Source organism: Akkermansia massiliensis (genome assembly GCF_023516715.1).
Taxonomy (GTDB): domain Bacteria; phylum Verrucomicrobiota; class Verrucomicrobiia; order Verrucomicrobiales; family Akkermansiaceae; genus Akkermansia; species Akkermansia massiliensis.
Genome location: NZ_JAMGSI010000001.1, coordinates 1,214,385 through 1,229,262 on the forward strand (window position 1 = coordinate 1,214,385; position 14,878 = coordinate 1,229,262).

The 14,878-nt window shown below is 57.2% G+C and carries 11 protein-coding genes; 5 read left to right on the forward strand and 6 right to left on the reverse strand.

Annotated features, from left to right (window positions below; translation table 11 throughout):
- Positions 1–9: 9 nt before the first annotated feature.
- Together M8N44_RS05210 and nagB are read right to left on the reverse strand one after the other, a co-directional pair.
- On the reverse strand, positions 10–702 hold the full coding sequence (locus M8N44_RS05210; protein ID WP_102728150.1) for a type 1 glutamine amidotransferase domain-containing protein: 693 nt from the start codon (positions 700–702) through the stop codon (positions 10–12).
- Positions 703–1,305: 603 nt separating this feature from the next.
- The gene (gene nagB, locus M8N44_RS05215; protein ID WP_022397114.1) at positions 1,306–2,049 is read right to left on the reverse strand and encodes a glucosamine-6-phosphate deaminase; all 744 of its coding nucleotides are present in this window, start codon (positions 2,047–2,049) and stop codon (positions 1,306–1,308) included.
- A 680-nt stretch (positions 2,050–2,729) separates the two neighbouring features.
- Between nagB and M8N44_RS05220 the strand changes: the two genes are divergently transcribed.
- Positions 2,730–3,914, forward strand: coding sequence for a class I SAM-dependent rRNA methyltransferase (locus M8N44_RS05220; RefSeq protein WP_102728147.1), 1,185 nt, complete (start codon positions 2,730–2,732; stop codon positions 3,912–3,914).
- A 320-nt stretch (positions 3,915–4,234) separates the two neighbouring features.
- Positions 4,235–4,516 (forward strand): KH domain-containing protein, encoded by a 282-nt coding sequence (locus tag M8N44_RS05225; RefSeq protein WP_012420852.1) that lies wholly within the window; start codon positions 4,235–4,237, stop codon positions 4,514–4,516.
- A 13-nt stretch (positions 4,517–4,529) separates the two neighbouring features.
- Here M8N44_RS05225 and M8N44_RS05230 read toward each other — a convergent pair whose 3' ends face one another.
- The gene (locus tag M8N44_RS05230; RefSeq protein WP_102728146.1) at positions 4,530–6,998 is read right to left on the reverse strand and encodes a phage tail protein; all 2,469 of its coding nucleotides are present in this window, start codon (positions 6,996–6,998) and stop codon (positions 4,530–4,532) included.
- Positions 6,999–7,222: 224 nt separating this feature from the next.
- On the opposite strand from M8N44_RS05230, the gene M8N44_RS05235 reads away from it, so the two are divergent.
- On the forward strand, positions 7,223–8,245 hold the full coding sequence (locus M8N44_RS05235) for a hypothetical protein (protein WP_146024298.1): 1,023 nt from the start codon (positions 7,223–7,225) through the stop codon (positions 8,243–8,245).
- The gene (locus M8N44_RS05240) at positions 8,220–9,176 is read left to right on the forward strand and encodes a hypothetical protein (RefSeq protein ID WP_249853037.1); all 957 of its coding nucleotides are present in this window, start codon (positions 8,220–8,222) and stop codon (positions 9,174–9,176) included. Before M8N44_RS05235 ends, M8N44_RS05240 begins: the two co-directional genes overlap by 26 nt.
- Positions 9,177–9,296: 120 nt before the next feature.
- Here M8N44_RS05240 and M8N44_RS05245 read toward each other — a convergent pair whose 3' ends face one another.
- On the reverse strand, positions 9,297–10,607 hold the full coding sequence (locus M8N44_RS05245; protein WP_022397119.1) for a class I SAM-dependent rRNA methyltransferase: 1,311 nt from the start codon (positions 10,605–10,607) through the stop codon (positions 9,297–9,299).
- A complete protein-coding gene (locus tag M8N44_RS05250; RefSeq protein ID WP_180971814.1) occupies positions 10,604–11,527 on the reverse strand; it encodes an SDR family oxidoreductase in 924 nt (307 codons plus the stop codon). The genes M8N44_RS05245 and M8N44_RS05250 overlap by 4 nt, the downstream gene beginning before the upstream one ends.
- A gap of 72 nt (positions 11,528–11,599) precedes the next feature.
- Here M8N44_RS05250 and M8N44_RS05255 point away from each other — a divergent pair, with 72 nt between their 5' ends.
- Positions 11,600–12,550 (forward strand): enolase C-terminal domain-like protein, encoded by a 951-nt coding sequence (locus M8N44_RS05255; RefSeq protein WP_146020165.1) that lies wholly within the window; start codon positions 11,600–11,602, stop codon positions 12,548–12,550.
- 105 nt (positions 12,551–12,655) lie between these two features.
- Here the strand turns inward: M8N44_RS05255 and M8N44_RS05260 are convergent, their stop codons facing one another.
- Positions 12,656–14,833 (reverse strand): family 20 glycosylhydrolase, encoded by a 2,178-nt coding sequence (locus tag M8N44_RS05260; RefSeq protein ID WP_102728142.1) that lies wholly within the window; start codon positions 14,831–14,833, stop codon positions 12,656–12,658.
- Positions 14,834–14,878 lie beyond the last annotated feature (45 nt).

Here is a 14,878-nt window from a genome sequence, read left to right on the forward strand (position 1 = left end):
CGCCAACTGCTATTGATTAAACCGTCCCATGACCGTTTCAGCCATCTTTTCCGAACTGAACGGGTCCTGGCCCGTGATCAGATTTCCGTCGGCCACTACTTCCGGCATCATCGGAATCAATGACTTCTTGTAATCCGCCCGCCGTTCCTTCAGCGCGGATTCCAGATCGAAAGGCACCTCCTTTTTCTTTCCGGCCAGACCTTCCTCAAACCAGCTGAATCCCGTGACCTTCTTATCTTTTACCAGATATTGTCCGTCCGAGAGCTTCACGTTTAACAATCCGCATACGCCATGGCAAATAGCACCAACTATTTTATTACTTTCATAGTGGTTTTTGATGAGTTCCTGCAGAACGGCGTTATCCGTAAAATCGAACATCGCGCCGTGGCCTCCGGCCAAATAAATGCAGTCGAACATCTCACCGGAAACTTCATCCAGGCTTTTCGTGTGCCGCAGCACATCCCGGAATTCCGAATCGTCCCAGCAGCTTTTGGACAGTTTGTCCATGTACATCGTTTTCAGACTCATGGGATCGACGGGGGTGTCGCCTCCCTTCGGACTTGCGATGACGATGTCATATCCCCGCTTTTTCGCTCTGTCGTAAATGTGGGTGAGCTCGCTGAGCCACAATCCCGTTTCCTGTTTTCCGTCGGGAAACATCCCGGTTCCGGTTACGACCATCAGTATCTTCATTTGTTTCATATTTCTGTTTTTCCTGTTCTATCTATAAAAACCGGCCATCATCTGTAATTCCTGAATGAAATATTAATTACACACTGCCGGATATATTTATTTTTCATCTATTGGCACCTTCAACCATGCACGGAAAATGAAACTCTTGTCAATGCGCCACTCCATCCTAATAAAAAGGTGCAGCCGGTTAAACGGCCAATCCGCCATCCCCCTTTTAAAGGAAATCCCTGACAGGAACTCCGGGTTTGCCTCCGGGCTCCGGAACCGCATCAGGAAACAGGAAAACACGTCCCACACAGCATTAAAACTCATTCATTTTTAATAAACAATAAAAATATCACTCCCATTTCATCCCGCCGGACCAGCCATGGAAGGGAAAAACGGACCTTCTTTATTACCTGCCGGCCTGCGTCCACCGGAGCAGCCACGGCTGTTCCACACTCCCCTCAATGACACAAAATCTTCCTTCACGGGGCCAACGGTCCGGACATACGGAGCTCCCTCCACGCCATCCCCGCTGGAAAAAGAAGATTCCGCCTTCCTTCATTCCATCAAAAACGCCGCCTTTCCACGGAACCGGGAAAAGCGGCGTGTTCGTTGTTGAACGGATAATTAAAGCTGGGAAGCGGCGCCCTTGTCCAGAAGGAACTTGGCGTTCGGGTGCTTCTGCAGGTAGGAGGCAGCCACATCCACCGTCACAGGCCCCTGAACGGCCTTCTTCACGATGGAAGCCTTCTTTTCGCCCCAGGCCATCAGAGCCACTTCCCGGGCGCCCATGATGGTGGCCACGCCCATGGTGATGGCGGTGGTGGGAACGTTTTCAATGCCGCCGAAAGCGGGGGCGGCGTCGGAACGGGTCAGTTCGTCCAGATGCACCTGGCGGGTGATGGTGGTATCGTCGGAGCCGGGTTCGTTGAAGCCGATGTGGCCGGTGCGGCCAATGCCGAGAATCTGGAGGTCGATGCCGCCGCAGTCCTTGATTTTCTGTTCGTAGGCGGCGCAGTGGGCGGCAATCTCGTCACCCTTCACCGTGCCGGAGGGCAGGTTGATGTTCTCCGGCTTCATGTCGATGTGGTTGAAGAGATTGGTATGCATGAAATACCAGTAGGATTCCGGATGGTCGTGGTCCAGGCCGCTGTATTCGTCCAGATTGAAGGAGATGACGTTGGCAAAGGAAAGGCCTTCTTCCTTGTGCAGGCGGACCAGCTCCGCATAAAAGGGCAGCGGAGTGGCGCCCGTGGCGAGGCCAAGAACCACGTTCCTGCCTTCGGCGGCGCGCGTGCGGATCAGTTCCGCAACTTCTCCTGCCAAAGCCTTGGCAGCATCCTGGGGAGTTTCAAAAGTTTCTACTTTCATAACGCGCCACATTTTACTTCGTTTCCGGGCATTTTCAACCGAAATAGTCCCGGAATGATGCGCATTGGTTCACTTGTGCGGAAAATTCCAGGGAACGGAAGCCTTCACCCTTCCCGCTGCGGAAAATGACCGCAGGCTTCTGCCACAGCCGGATGGATATTCGGCTGAAAGACGCGCCCTTTAATCAGAAAAGGCTATTTTTAATATTACTTCGCTACCATCCAGTTCCCCTTCAGTTGCCGCAAAGGTTTGCGGCGCTCCTGACTGCCAAGGAAGGAAAACCCGGTTTGTTTTGATTTACGAGGGCCGGGAGGCCCTTGTTCCCGGGGCGCGGACATCAAGAGAGACAGCGGAGGTTCACGGCTTAAATGGAAAACGGCCAACTGGAAGCGTAGGGTTGAGCCGTTCATCTTTCAAATTCATCCGTTCCGTGCGTTGCATGCTTCGCTTTCCGTCCAGCCACCAGGCGGGTTCTCCCGGCCTTCCCTCCCGAACCATCATCCGGAGCATGGCAGGGAGCTTATTTCTTACTTCCCACAAGGGCATAAACAGCACGGGAAGAGAAAAAAGCTTTTCTCCTTTAACAGACATCCCCTTCCCTCCGGCAGCCGCGGCCCTTGCGCCACCCCTCCGCATTACCCTTGAACTTTCCACCCTGATCATGTATTGCCTTTCCTGACATGGCAGGTTTGATTATTTCTCCAAGAGCACGCATTTTTCAGGGGCACGACTGGGTTTACGGCACGGAAGTGCGCAAGGTCTTCGGCAATCCCCAGCCGGGGGACGTCGTGGCGCTGAAGGATTTCAAGGACCGCTTCCTGGGATCCGCCATGTTCAACCCCCATTCCCAGATCGTCGCCAGGCGTTTTTCCCGCCGCAAGCAGGAACTGGACGGGGACTTTTTTTCCAGGCGCATCAGCCAGGCGGTGGAACTGCGCCGCCAGTGGCTGCCGGAGGAAACGCTCACGCGCCTCGTCTGGAGCGAGTCTGACGGCCTCCCCGGCCTGATCGTGGACCGTTACGCGGATTACCTGGTCGTCCAGACGCTGACCATCGCCATGGAGCACCGCCTCCCCATTATCCTGAACGTTCTGGAAGACCTGCTTTCCCCCAGGGGAATCATCGTCAGGAACGATTCCCCCATGCTGGCGGCGGAGGGCATTGAGCCTTCCGTCCGGGTGGCGCGCGGGCAGGAGCCGGAACCCTTCGCCGCAAGCAGCGGCAGCGTGCAATTCATGATTGACCTCCAGACGGGGCAGAAAACAGGGCTGTACCTGGACCAGCTGGACAATTACGCCGCCGTGGCCCGTTTTGCCCGCGGACGCCGCGTGCTGGACTGCTTCTGCAACCAGGGCGGCTTTGCGCTGGCCTGCGCCCTTGCCGGAGCCGCGGAGGTAACAGCTGTGGACGTATCCCAGGACGCCATGGACGCCGTGGCGCGCAACGCAAAGCTGAACGGCGTCTCCATCCAGTGCGTTACGGACAACGCGTTTGACTTCCTGAAGAAGGAGGCGGCCCTCGTCCGGGACGGAGGGGAGCACAAGTGGGACCTGATTATCCTGGACCCGCCCTCCTTCACCAGAAACAAGAAGTCCGTGCATGACGCCATGCGCGGGTATAAGGAAATCCACCTCCGCGCCATGAAGCTTCTGGCCCCGGGAGGCATTCTTTCCACCTTCTGCTGTTCCCACCACGCCGGGGCGGACCTGTTCCGGGAAAGCGTTCTCGACGCCGCCATCGATGCGCCCGCCACCCTGCGCCTGATACAGCAACACGGCCAAAGACCGGATCATCCAATTTTACTGAACATTCCGGAAACGGAATACCTTAAGGGCTTCACTTATGAACTGCTTCCCGGCAGATGATTTTGTTATTATAACAATATCCTTCTTTCCGGCCTGATATTGTAAAGAATACGATGTTGTTTTCCCTGAATAAAAACAATCGTTTCAATGAAAAAATACTTGCTTATCCCTTTTTCCTGTCCTATATTGCGTTTCGAGCAGGTGAGCGCTCGTTAAAAAAGCTCTCTGGATCTTAACGGATCCAGTTTCATAGGGTAGTTGGGGCGCCCCGGTCGTTTTACGACCGGGGCGACTTTCTTTTTCAGGGAATGTCTGGAATTGCATCTTTTCAATCAGGCGGTTTTATAGTAGGGTAATGGAAATAACCCACATTTCCCTTCATGCATCCTGCCGTAGAACAAATCCGCCAGTACCTGCAATTGATCGCTCTGCAATTCGTGCAACATCCGGAACAGGCGGAATTGCGCGTTGCGGAATCTCCGCAGGGAGACGCCGTCCGCTTCCGCCTGATTCTGGAAAAGACGGACGTGGCCCGCATCATCGGCCGCAACGGAATGACGGCCTCCGCCATCCGCTCCCTGGCGAAGGCGGCCGGGGAAAAGCACGGCATCAAGGTCATCGTGCACATGCTTTCCCATGAGGAGGCGGCCGAACAGCCGTAAGCGCTCCCGCGCCCTATAATTCCACATCCAGCACCAGGGCCAGCAGATTGAACTGGTCCGGCGTCTCCACACGGAGGGCGAAGCAGGACTGTTCATCCATGCCGTAGTTGTGGATCATCCGCACGTAGCCGGAATAAGGCTCCGCCACGCCGTACCTGCCGGGCTGGAAATCCCTCCACGCATCCGGATGGCCCGTTCCGTAACGGAATTTCAGGGTGCTTTCATGAAGGAGCGCCCGCGCGCCAAGCTGCTTTTTAAACCTGCCCAGCGTCTCAAGCGTCTCCAGGGGCATCGTCCTCACCTCCGCCGGAGCGGCCAGCCCTACGGTCACGGTTTCTCCGTCCAGCCTGCCGGGACAGGCGGCATTCCCCTCCCCGTCCACGCTGACGGGCAGGCAGGCTCCCTCCCCGTCCAGCAGGAGGGCGCCGCACCCCGCCAGATGGCCCAGGCCGGCCATCTTCTCTCCCTGCACCACGGCCTCCGTGCAGGCATCCAGGCAGACGTTGCCGTCCGCCAGGCGTTCCACCGTGATGCAGGCCCGCTCCCCTTCCCCGCGCGCCACGGCAAACCACACCTCTTCATCCGGCGTGCCATGGGAGCCGCGCAGGGACGCCACGGACAGGATGCGTCCATGCTCCAGGCGGTGGGCGTGCCACGCCGCCACGTTCTGCTCCCTGTTCAGCGTCATGCACACGGCGCTGCCGTCCCCCAGCACGCACCAGACGTGGAACGCCGTGCTCCTCTGCACCGTCCAGTCCACAATCCCCGCCGCCAGCAGGTGGTCGGACAGCAGGCTGACGTCCCGCGTCTGGTAGCCGTCCGCCTCCAGGGAATAGAACAATTCCCGGACCTTCATCCCTCCCTGCTGCACGAACAGAAGGCTGTTTTCCACCGTCAGGGCGTCCAGAGAGGCGGACCCCACCCCGGAATGGCGCTCAAACCCGGCATTGGACGCATTCAGCCCTTCCGAGTTGGAGGCGGACAAGCGCCACTCTCCCTCACTGGTGCCGATCATCAGCCCCCGGAGTGAGGCAATCCAGGAGATGCGGTTCTGCTGGGAGGCCGCCATCGTCAGAATCATGGGAGAATCCGACGGAATGCCGGGAGTGAACGCGGAAAAATCATCCACCCTGCTGGCCCACAGCGTCTGCGGCTGCCCCGGCGTACCCCCGAACCACAGCCGCCCCTGGTGGAACTCCACCGTGCACGGATAGCCGTTCCGGACGCCGAACGCGCCGAATGACCAGTCATTGGTCTCGCAGTCGCCCAGCACGTAATAGGACAGGTGAAGGGCGTTCGCGAGGTAGACGCTGCGGGGGGAAACATATTCCTCCACTACCATTTCATGGTTGAAGGAGCCGGTGGCGGCCCGGAACACGGGCGTTCCCGTGGAAACGCCGTTCCTGTACGCCATCAGGCGGATTTTGTAGTAGGACATTTCCTCTTCATTGCCGCTCAGGGTAAAGTTGTTCCGGAACCCGTCCCGCTGCTGGAAGCTCTTCACGGAATGCCACACCAGCTCCGGCTGGTTGGGAAGGTAGTTGGAGCCGTCCGGATACCCCCGGCAGATTTCCCACTCCGCATCCCAGGTGCCCGTCGTTTCCAGCGTCCACGCGCCGCTGACATGGACGCGGGCGCTGGCATCGGAACCTTTTTCAAAAAAGGCCGTGTACCGCTCCGGGCGGTTCACTCCGGGCTGGTAGTCGTTTTTCCGGCTGAAATCACGGATGCAGGTATAGGCCTGCCGCCAGCCGTCCTCCCGGTCCATGGAAAAAGTCTCCCCCTTGTAGAGGTCCCGGTCCAGGGTCGTCAGATGGTAAAAGGGCATCTGCGTTCCCTCCACAACAGCCTCTCCGTACTTCCTGGTGACGCGCAGAAATTCCCTTCCCTCCATTTCCGGCGTGAACACATCCTCGTCCGCCGTGGCCAGCAACCTGTTGGCGCTGCCGTCCCGCACCATGCGGCATTCCAGCCTCACGGCATTGAACAGGGAGCTTTCATAGGGCATGCCGGAAAACTCCAGCGCCTCCAGCCTCCAGTCATCGTCCGCATGGCGGGCCAGCGTCATGGGCGGCGTGGACGGCTCCACGCAGTAAATCACATCATTCAGCTGCTGCATCCGGAGGTTCCCCACCTGCTCGTCCGTCTTCCACGGGGTAGGCGTTTCCAGCACGCCGCCCTCCGCATCCGGCAGGGGCGCGCCGTCCTTGAAATACCGGATGTAGCCGCGCCCCACTTCCAGCATGAACTGCACCCCCGTGGAGTACTTGAAGGAAACCAGCCTCACGCCCCCCTCCGTGCACCCAGCGCGGGCAACCAGGCGCGTTCCCGGCCTGCGCCGGAGTCCGCCGAATGGGCTGACCAGGAAATTCCTCAGCCGGGAGGCGCCGCGGGACACAGGGTCCAGGTCGGCGCGCCCGGCCAGCCACGGGGTCAGTTCCCCGGCGGTGAAACTGAGCCGCTGTAATACTTGTTTTGCCATATTCCTCCCCACCAAAGCAGGGAGGAGGAAAAGCCGTCAACACGCCTGAAAGGTGATGTGAAGAATCGCCTCTTCCGGCGCCTGCCTGTTTCAATCTCCTTTGCGCACCATATACGGAACAGACTAACCATTTATTGGTATAAAATTTTCATAACCCTATATTTCAAAAACCCATATTGACGGATAATATGTTTTTATATAAAATTCAATTATTCTTTTATAAAATGCCGCTAACTCCCCCTTCATTTCTTTCCCGTTTGTCGATCCTCATTCTGATGATTCTATTCAGTTCCGTTTTTCTGTGGGCTGATGAAGAAGAGAAAGACACTCTGGAAGAAACGGAAGAAGAAGCCACCGGCCCCCTGCAAATTAAACAGCAAACAGCACTTTGTTCTGCAGATTATTACATCAAAGGCGGAACAGGAGATAAGGAAGAGGATCGGAAAAGGAAAAACATCGGGATCGGTGAAAAAATCACTTTCTTGCTTGTCGGCAAACCGAAAGGCGCCATCAAAGAACTTAAATGGAATATAGAAGGGAATGGGTTCAAACAAGTTAATACCGAACAACTTCAGGGAGAATTAAAAATTGCTCTGACTGCGAAGGATGACCTGGAGAAGGACGCGACCGCAAAAATCAAAGCAGAAACAAGTGAAGGTCAAAAAGCTGAAATTACTATCAATATCAGAATCCCTAAAAAGCTAAAGAAAGAAAAATTTGAGGGTATAATAGACATGGGAGACGGAAACCCCATATCTACTGATATGTTTCAATTCTCCAAAGGGGAACATGGCCTTTTAGGCTTTATTCAATTAACGCTTTCTCCTACTAACGTCAGTTTCAAAAAGATCAAAATCATTGAACGGGATGGGGGCCTCATGTGGGAAGGGAAAAATTCCAAGCCTCCAAAAACTAAACCAGAACTGGCGAATGAACATAAAACTTGTAATCTTTCCGGTTCCGTTGGAAACAAAAATCATTTTTATGACATGGTAGGCGATAATCGTCTTATCGAAGAAATTATAGAAACAATTAAGAATTCGAAATATAATCCTCAAAAATTTTGGTTTGTATGCAAATTATATGTACATAGAGGACATGGAGGAGAGGGAAGCGAAGCAGAAGATACCATTCTGTTGAGCACAACTAATCAAAAATATCATATAGAAGCCATTGATGAATCTACGACAAATACGATTGTCGAAAAATTCAATATTAAATTTGAAAGAAACAGCAATGATGGCTAAAACCTTGATGAAAATACTGCCACGCTTATTCCTTTGTTTTGTCTTGCCAATAATCGGCTGGAATTCCGCCTTGGCTGCTCCTGAGTTGGAAAGCCCGGACTGCATTGAGCAGTACAAACACCCTTCCCCCGGCATCGGAGAGCTTGCCGCCATGCTGAAAGACAAACGGTTCAAATCCTTTTACAAGAAGATGGAACAAGATGCCCTCACTTTTAAAGTGACAACGCAGGATAACATCCATGCTGAGTTAAAGGAAAAAGTCTGGCATTGCTACCTCGCCGCCCTGGCTCCAGTTTTTACCTTTAAGACCTACCGGGAAACGGAACCGGATGTCGATATGGACGATGCGGAGGACCTGAACCGTAAATCCATGGTATGCGGCCATCTGGAAAAATATATAACCCTGGTCCGAAATTCCGGGAAAATGAAACCACCCCTGAAAAAAACGGTCATTCGGAAACTTCTGCTCCCCTATTACGCCTGTATTCTGAAACAGTTTAAAAATGCCGGAGAGAAGAATCCCTACAGGATTGCAGCCTATAAAGATCTTAAAGATATGCCTGCCCAAACAGAGGAAAACCGGAAACGCTCTGAAGAACAGGTGAGAAAACTCAAACAACTCAGCATGAGAGAGCTTAAGATTCTTATCAATGATGTAGCGTGGGGAGAGTCTTTCATTGAAGCAAGAAACGTCATGGTGGAAGACGAAGTCAAGCATCTGGAAAAAGTGTTCATGGAATTGCTCGTCTCCGAATTTCCCGGTCAATATTCCAAGGTAGAAGAATTCCTGCTTCAATCCGGATACACCAGGGAAGACATTCCCAACCTGATTGACCACACCGTTGGCCGTGAACCTGAAACCGACTTTCTCTACCAGGGCAGGCACCGGGTTGAACATGACCGACTTCTTAAAAAGAAGGGAAAGAAATAAAAACACCTGTTCCCCTTTGAAGAATAACCTTTCAAAAGCACCTGCCATAAAAACGGCAGGTGCTTTTTCAAGTCATTACTTTCGTAAAGTGCGGGGAAACATTGAATATCCAGTCCTTCCCTACAAGGCAATGGCCCAGAGCACCTTCAGGTAGCGGCCTTCCGGGTACGTGCTCAGGAAGGGGTGGTCCCAGCCGGGGCCGGTCATCGCCATGATCTGGAGCTTGCGCCCCTGCCGCTGGGCGGCCTTGATGACGGTGTGCTCAAACTCCGCAGGGGAAAGCAGCCCGGAACAGGAACAGGTGACGAACAGGCCGCCGGGCCGCACGCATTGCAGCCCCAGCATGTTGAGGTCATGGTACTTCTTGATGCCTTCCTCATACCCCTCCCTGCCGATGATGAATTTGGGCGGGTCCAGCAGCACGGCGTCAAACAGCCGCCCGTTGCGCACCATCTGGCGCGCGTAGACAAAGGCGTCCGCATGCACGAAGTCGATGCGCTGCTGGTTGATATTGCCGTTCCTCTTCGCCATGGCGATGGCCTTTTCATCCAGGTCCACGCCCGTGACTTCCGCCGCTCCTCCCAGCATTTTGGCGGCAATGGAAAAGCCGCCGCTGTAGCAGCACAGGTCCAGCACCGCGGCCCCCTTCACCAGGGAGGCGAATTTAAGGCGGTTGTCCCGCTGGTCGCAGAAGAAGCCCGTCTTGTGCCCCTGGGCGAAGTCCACTTCATAAGTGATGCCGTTTTCCACAATCTTCACCAGCCGGACCGGAGCGGGGGATTCCGGGGCGTCCTCCGCGCGGATGCCCTCCATGCGGGCAATGCCTTCGTCCACCTGCACCACGTGGCGCTTCGTGCCGCACAGGCGGTGCAGCAGGGGCAGCCAGCGGTCCAGCCTCTGCCAGACGGCCAGCGTGCTCACCTCCAGGCTCAGCACGTCCGCGTAACGGTCCACCACCAGGCCGCCCAGGCCGTCGGAGTCACCGTGCAGCACGCGGTAAGCGTTGGTGGTTTCATCCAGGCACAGAATCTCCCGGCGCAGCTTCACGGCGCGTTCCAGGGCGGCGTCCAGGTCCCGCTCGGTAAAGGCGTCCTTCCCGTGGTACACCACGCGCAGGGGCGTGCGGCTGGCCTCGTTCCAGAAGCCCGCGCCGAACAGTTCCCCGTTCTTGTCATAGACGTGCACCAGGCTTCCCGGGGCTATTTCCCCGCTCACGGAGCCGAGCATGCGGGGGAAAACGGCGGGATTGTACGTGAAGTATTTCAGCTCCACCCACGGCGTGAGCCATTGTTCACTGCCCTCCGGGGACTTGTTGACAAAAAGGTTCTTTTTGGGAGCCGTGCGCGGGCGCCCCGGCTGGGAGCGGCGGTCCCGGTAGGCGGGCCTGGGGCGGGAATCGCTAGAATCACGGGAATTGCGGAAATCGTTCATGAAATGCGGGAGAGGAAGGTTGAATCTGAGGCATAGCGGGCCACGGCCAGGTCGATGGCCTCTTCATACGTCCTCACGGGCCGCTTCATCAGAGAAGCGAGCCGTTCGCAGGACATGGCGGTATGCCGGGGCCGAGCATCCCTGAAACCGGCCTGTTCGTCGAGCTTTTGTTCCGCCACGGGCGGCAAAGAAGGCAGCAGCCCGTGCTTCACGGCGCATTTCAGAGCGGTCACGGCATAACCGTGCCAGGAGACGGGTTCCCCGGACTGGCACAGGTGCAGCACGCCGGACGCGTCGCTTTCATAGGCCAGGAAACGGAGCCACCCGCACAAATCCTCCACCCACGCGGGCATGGACCATTTGTCCGCCACGGCGGAGAGGGGTTCTCCGTTCAGCGCCTTCCGCAGCACCATCTCCGGGAAGGAGGGCCGTTCCGGATTGCCGAACACCCAGGAAACGCGGGCAACCAGCGCCTCCGGCATTTCCTCCCGCACGCGGAGTTCCGCCTCCAGCTTGGATTCTCCGTACACGTTCACGGGGCGGCACTTGTCCGACTCCGTTTTCAGGCCGGCCCTCCTGCCGTCCAGCACGTAGTCCGTGCTCAGGTGGATGAAGCGCATGCCCTCCAGGCGGCAGATGCGAGCCATCATCTCCGGGGCCATGGCGTTCACGCGGTGCGCCGTCTCCGGATCATCCAGGCAGGCCTCCAGGCCGCTCACGGCGGCGCAGTTCACCACGTGGGTGGCGCCGGAGGAAAGCAGCACGTTTTTCAGGGCTTTTAAATCCTTTAAATCACAGGCGTCCCGTCCGCATCCCACCACTTCCATGCCTTCCTCTTCCAGATGCGCCGCCAGGCGGCTCCCCACACGGCCGCCCGCTCCGAACACCAATGTTCTGTACATGACACGGAGCTTAGCCATTCCCCCTCCAAAATCCAATGAAAACCTTTTTTCATCGTGACAAAAGATTGAAAGGCTGTTTGAATTAAAGTTGTGTTTTACCATGAATATTCTTTAACGGCCTGCGGTCCGCTGAACGCCAGAGCCGCGGAAGTATGCAGGAAAGGAGCCCTCATTAAAACGGATGAAGGCGGGTACGGCTGCATCCAGCCGTGGCCGGAGCTGGGGGACGCCACGTTGCAGGAGGAACTGGACGCGCTCAGGAAGGGAAACCCGCTGCCGCTGGGCATCCGCGCCTTGGAATGCGCCCGGACGGACGGGGAGGCGCGCGCGAAGGGCGCCAGCCTGTTTGACGGCCTGCACATTCCCGCCAGCCACGCCACGCTGCCCTCCTGCGTCAGCCCCGCCACCATCCGCATCATGGAATCCAAGGGGTTCAAGGCCGGAAAAATCAAGGCAAGCCCCAACCTGGCCGCCGCCCTGGAACGGCTGACCATGCTCGCCTCCATGGTCCCCGCCTGGCGCTGGCGGCTGGACTTCAACGGGTGCCTGAATGAAAACGACGCCCTGAAATTCTGGAAATCCCTGCCCCACCACCTGAAAACCCGGATAGACTTCATTGAAGACCCGTGCCCCTTCTCCGTCCAGAGCTGGGAACGGCTGGTGGACGCCGGCATGCCGCTGGCCCTGGACATGGGCTCGGACTCGGAGCACCAGCCGGCCATCTCCTCGGACCTGCCCATCATCCGCATCGTCAAGCCCGCGAGGGAAGCCACGCCGGAGTATCTTTACGAGCCCCCCGTGTTCACCACCGTCATGGACCATCCCGTGGGGCAGCTCTGGGCCGTCTACCAGGCGGCGGACTACTACCGCAACGCCCTGCCCACGGAAATCCCCCTCTGTGGCCTCTGCACGCACCTCCTGTTTGAACCGGACCCCTTCCTTGACCAGATGGGCGGCATGAACCCGCAGGTAGCCGTTCCCGCCGGAACGGGCCTGGGCTTTGACGGGATGCTGGAAGCCCTGCCCTGGAAAAAACTCTGACAGGACGCCGCGCTCTCTCGGAACCCCGTCCGGCCATAAAAAAGGCATGAAGCGGAACGCGCCTCATGCCTTCGTCATTTGCCTGGGAACAACCGGAAAAGCCCTTTACTTCGGTTCCGCGGCGAACTTGAGGCCGGGATACTCCTTCACGTTGCAGCCGGGCGTCTTGGGGTTCACCTGCACCGGAACGAACGTGAACATCCACCGGCGCGCGGAATTGTTGCTGGGGCTCTTCACCAGCACGCGGTTCCAGCCCTTCTTCAGGGGAACCATGGAAGGCTCCCGGAAATGGTAGTTTTCATCCACCAGCACGCCGCCGTTGCGCGGCTTCTTCCATTGCGGGGGGTCAATCTCCTGCCCGTTCACGAAGAACCTGGGATTCGCGTGGAACCACTTGCCGGGGACGCTCGCCGGGCCGTTGCGCCAGTCGGACGTGGCCCAGGTATGACCGCTGATCCAGAAGGGCACCGTCTGCGCCTTCGGGGAATAAATCCAGGTCTGCGCGTAATAGGTGTGGTTCTTGTGGGGATAGGCCCCCATCTTCGCCCCGTTGAACAGCGTCGGGAAATCGCAGTAATGCTTGAAGATGATGGTGGCTCCGGTGTAGGCGTCCTTGGACCACTCGTAGGTAACGCCGTCAATCTCGTAGGAATCCTTCATCTTCCCGGTCTTGTTGTCCGCCTCCGGGGCGAACTCCGTTTCCGTCTTCCCTCCGTTGGGAATGGGGCCCAGCAGCTTCCACGGAATATTGGCCTGCCGCACGTAATTGAACTCCTTGTTCACGAAGAAGCGGTCCCGGATGGCGAGCACGCGGTTTTCATACTCCGCAAATCCTTTCAGCAACGGGTCCCCCTGCACGGGCAGGTTGGAGAAATACTTCATGTACTCGTCCTGGTTGGGGTCTCCCTGCACCTTTTCATGGGGATTGTTCCACAAGGGCTCGGAAACGAACGCCATCCCTGCGTAAACGGGCGTCTGGAGAACCTGGTTGCGCGGGTCCGTAATTTCCAGGTCCGGGAAAGAGCACAGCATCATGCCCAGGCCGTCCGCATTCTGGAACGGGCAGGCCCGGCGGAAGTACATGGTCATGGCCGTTTCAAACGGATCGAGGTGGTTCAGGTAGGTCTCCAGGGAATCCACGTACTTGGACCCGTTGACAGGCCATGCGCCGCGGTTCTGGCGGCCGGACCACAATTGCAGGATGGAGCCGTTATAGCCCTTAGGCGTCAGACCGGGGTGCCACCTCATGGGCGTGCGGCCGCAGGATTCCACCGCATTGATGTATTCCTTCAGAATGTCATTGTTCACCTGCTCGTCCTTGCCGTGGGCCTCGTCCGTGCCGATGTGGATGATGGGCATCTTCTCCTTGGGAACCAGGGCGCACATCTCCTTGATCAGGGCCACCAGGGCCTTCGTGGCCTTTTCATCGCTCATCTTCACGTTGAGCGCCTTCCGGAACGCCTGGCTGTGCCCCGGCATGTCCATCTCCGGAATCAGCAGGATGTTGCGCAGGCGGCAGTACTCCACCAATTGCTTGAACTCCTTCTGCGTATAGAATTTGCCCGGCATGCGGGTGAAATTCTTGGGATCATTCAGTTCCGGATAAATCTTGGACTCCAGCCGCCAGCCGGGATGCTCCGTGAAATGGAAGTGGTACACGTTCAGCTTAAGCTGCGCCATGGAATCCAGCTCCTGCGCGATCAGGGGGAGCGGCATGTAATTGCGGCCCACGTCGTTCATGAACCCGCGGATTTCAAAATCCGGCCAGTCCACGATATCGCAGGCGGCGATGGTCGTCGTCCCGCCGCGGCGCAGAAGAAGCTGCTCCAGCGTCTTCATGCCGTAATAAAACCCCCTGGTGTCCGCCGCCGTAATCAGCGCGCCGCCGGGAGTCACGCGGAGTGAATAGGCCTCCTCCTTCAGCTTGGGATTCTCCGTGCCGGCCTTCACCTCCCCCTTCACGAACTTGACGGCGAACGCCCCGTCCGGAGCCACCTTCACCCGGTGGTCCGCCAGGAAGGACTTCAATTCGGAAACGATGAACTTCATCTGTTCCGGATAGGAAGTCCTGGACGGAGACGGGGCCAGGATGCGAACGGACTGCACGCGAATGGCCTTGCCGGTCCAGTGCAGCTGCTGGGGCTTGGGAACCAGGGGCGGCTGGTCCGCCGGGAACAGCCTGTAATTGGCTCCGTTCGCCGGGAAGGAGGGAGCCGTATCCTGCCCCCACGCCCCGGCGCACGCCATGCACATCCACGCAAACGATAATAAAAGGAACTTCATGCGGGTAATAATACGCCCGCAAAGGCCCCTGCCTGTCAAATCTAT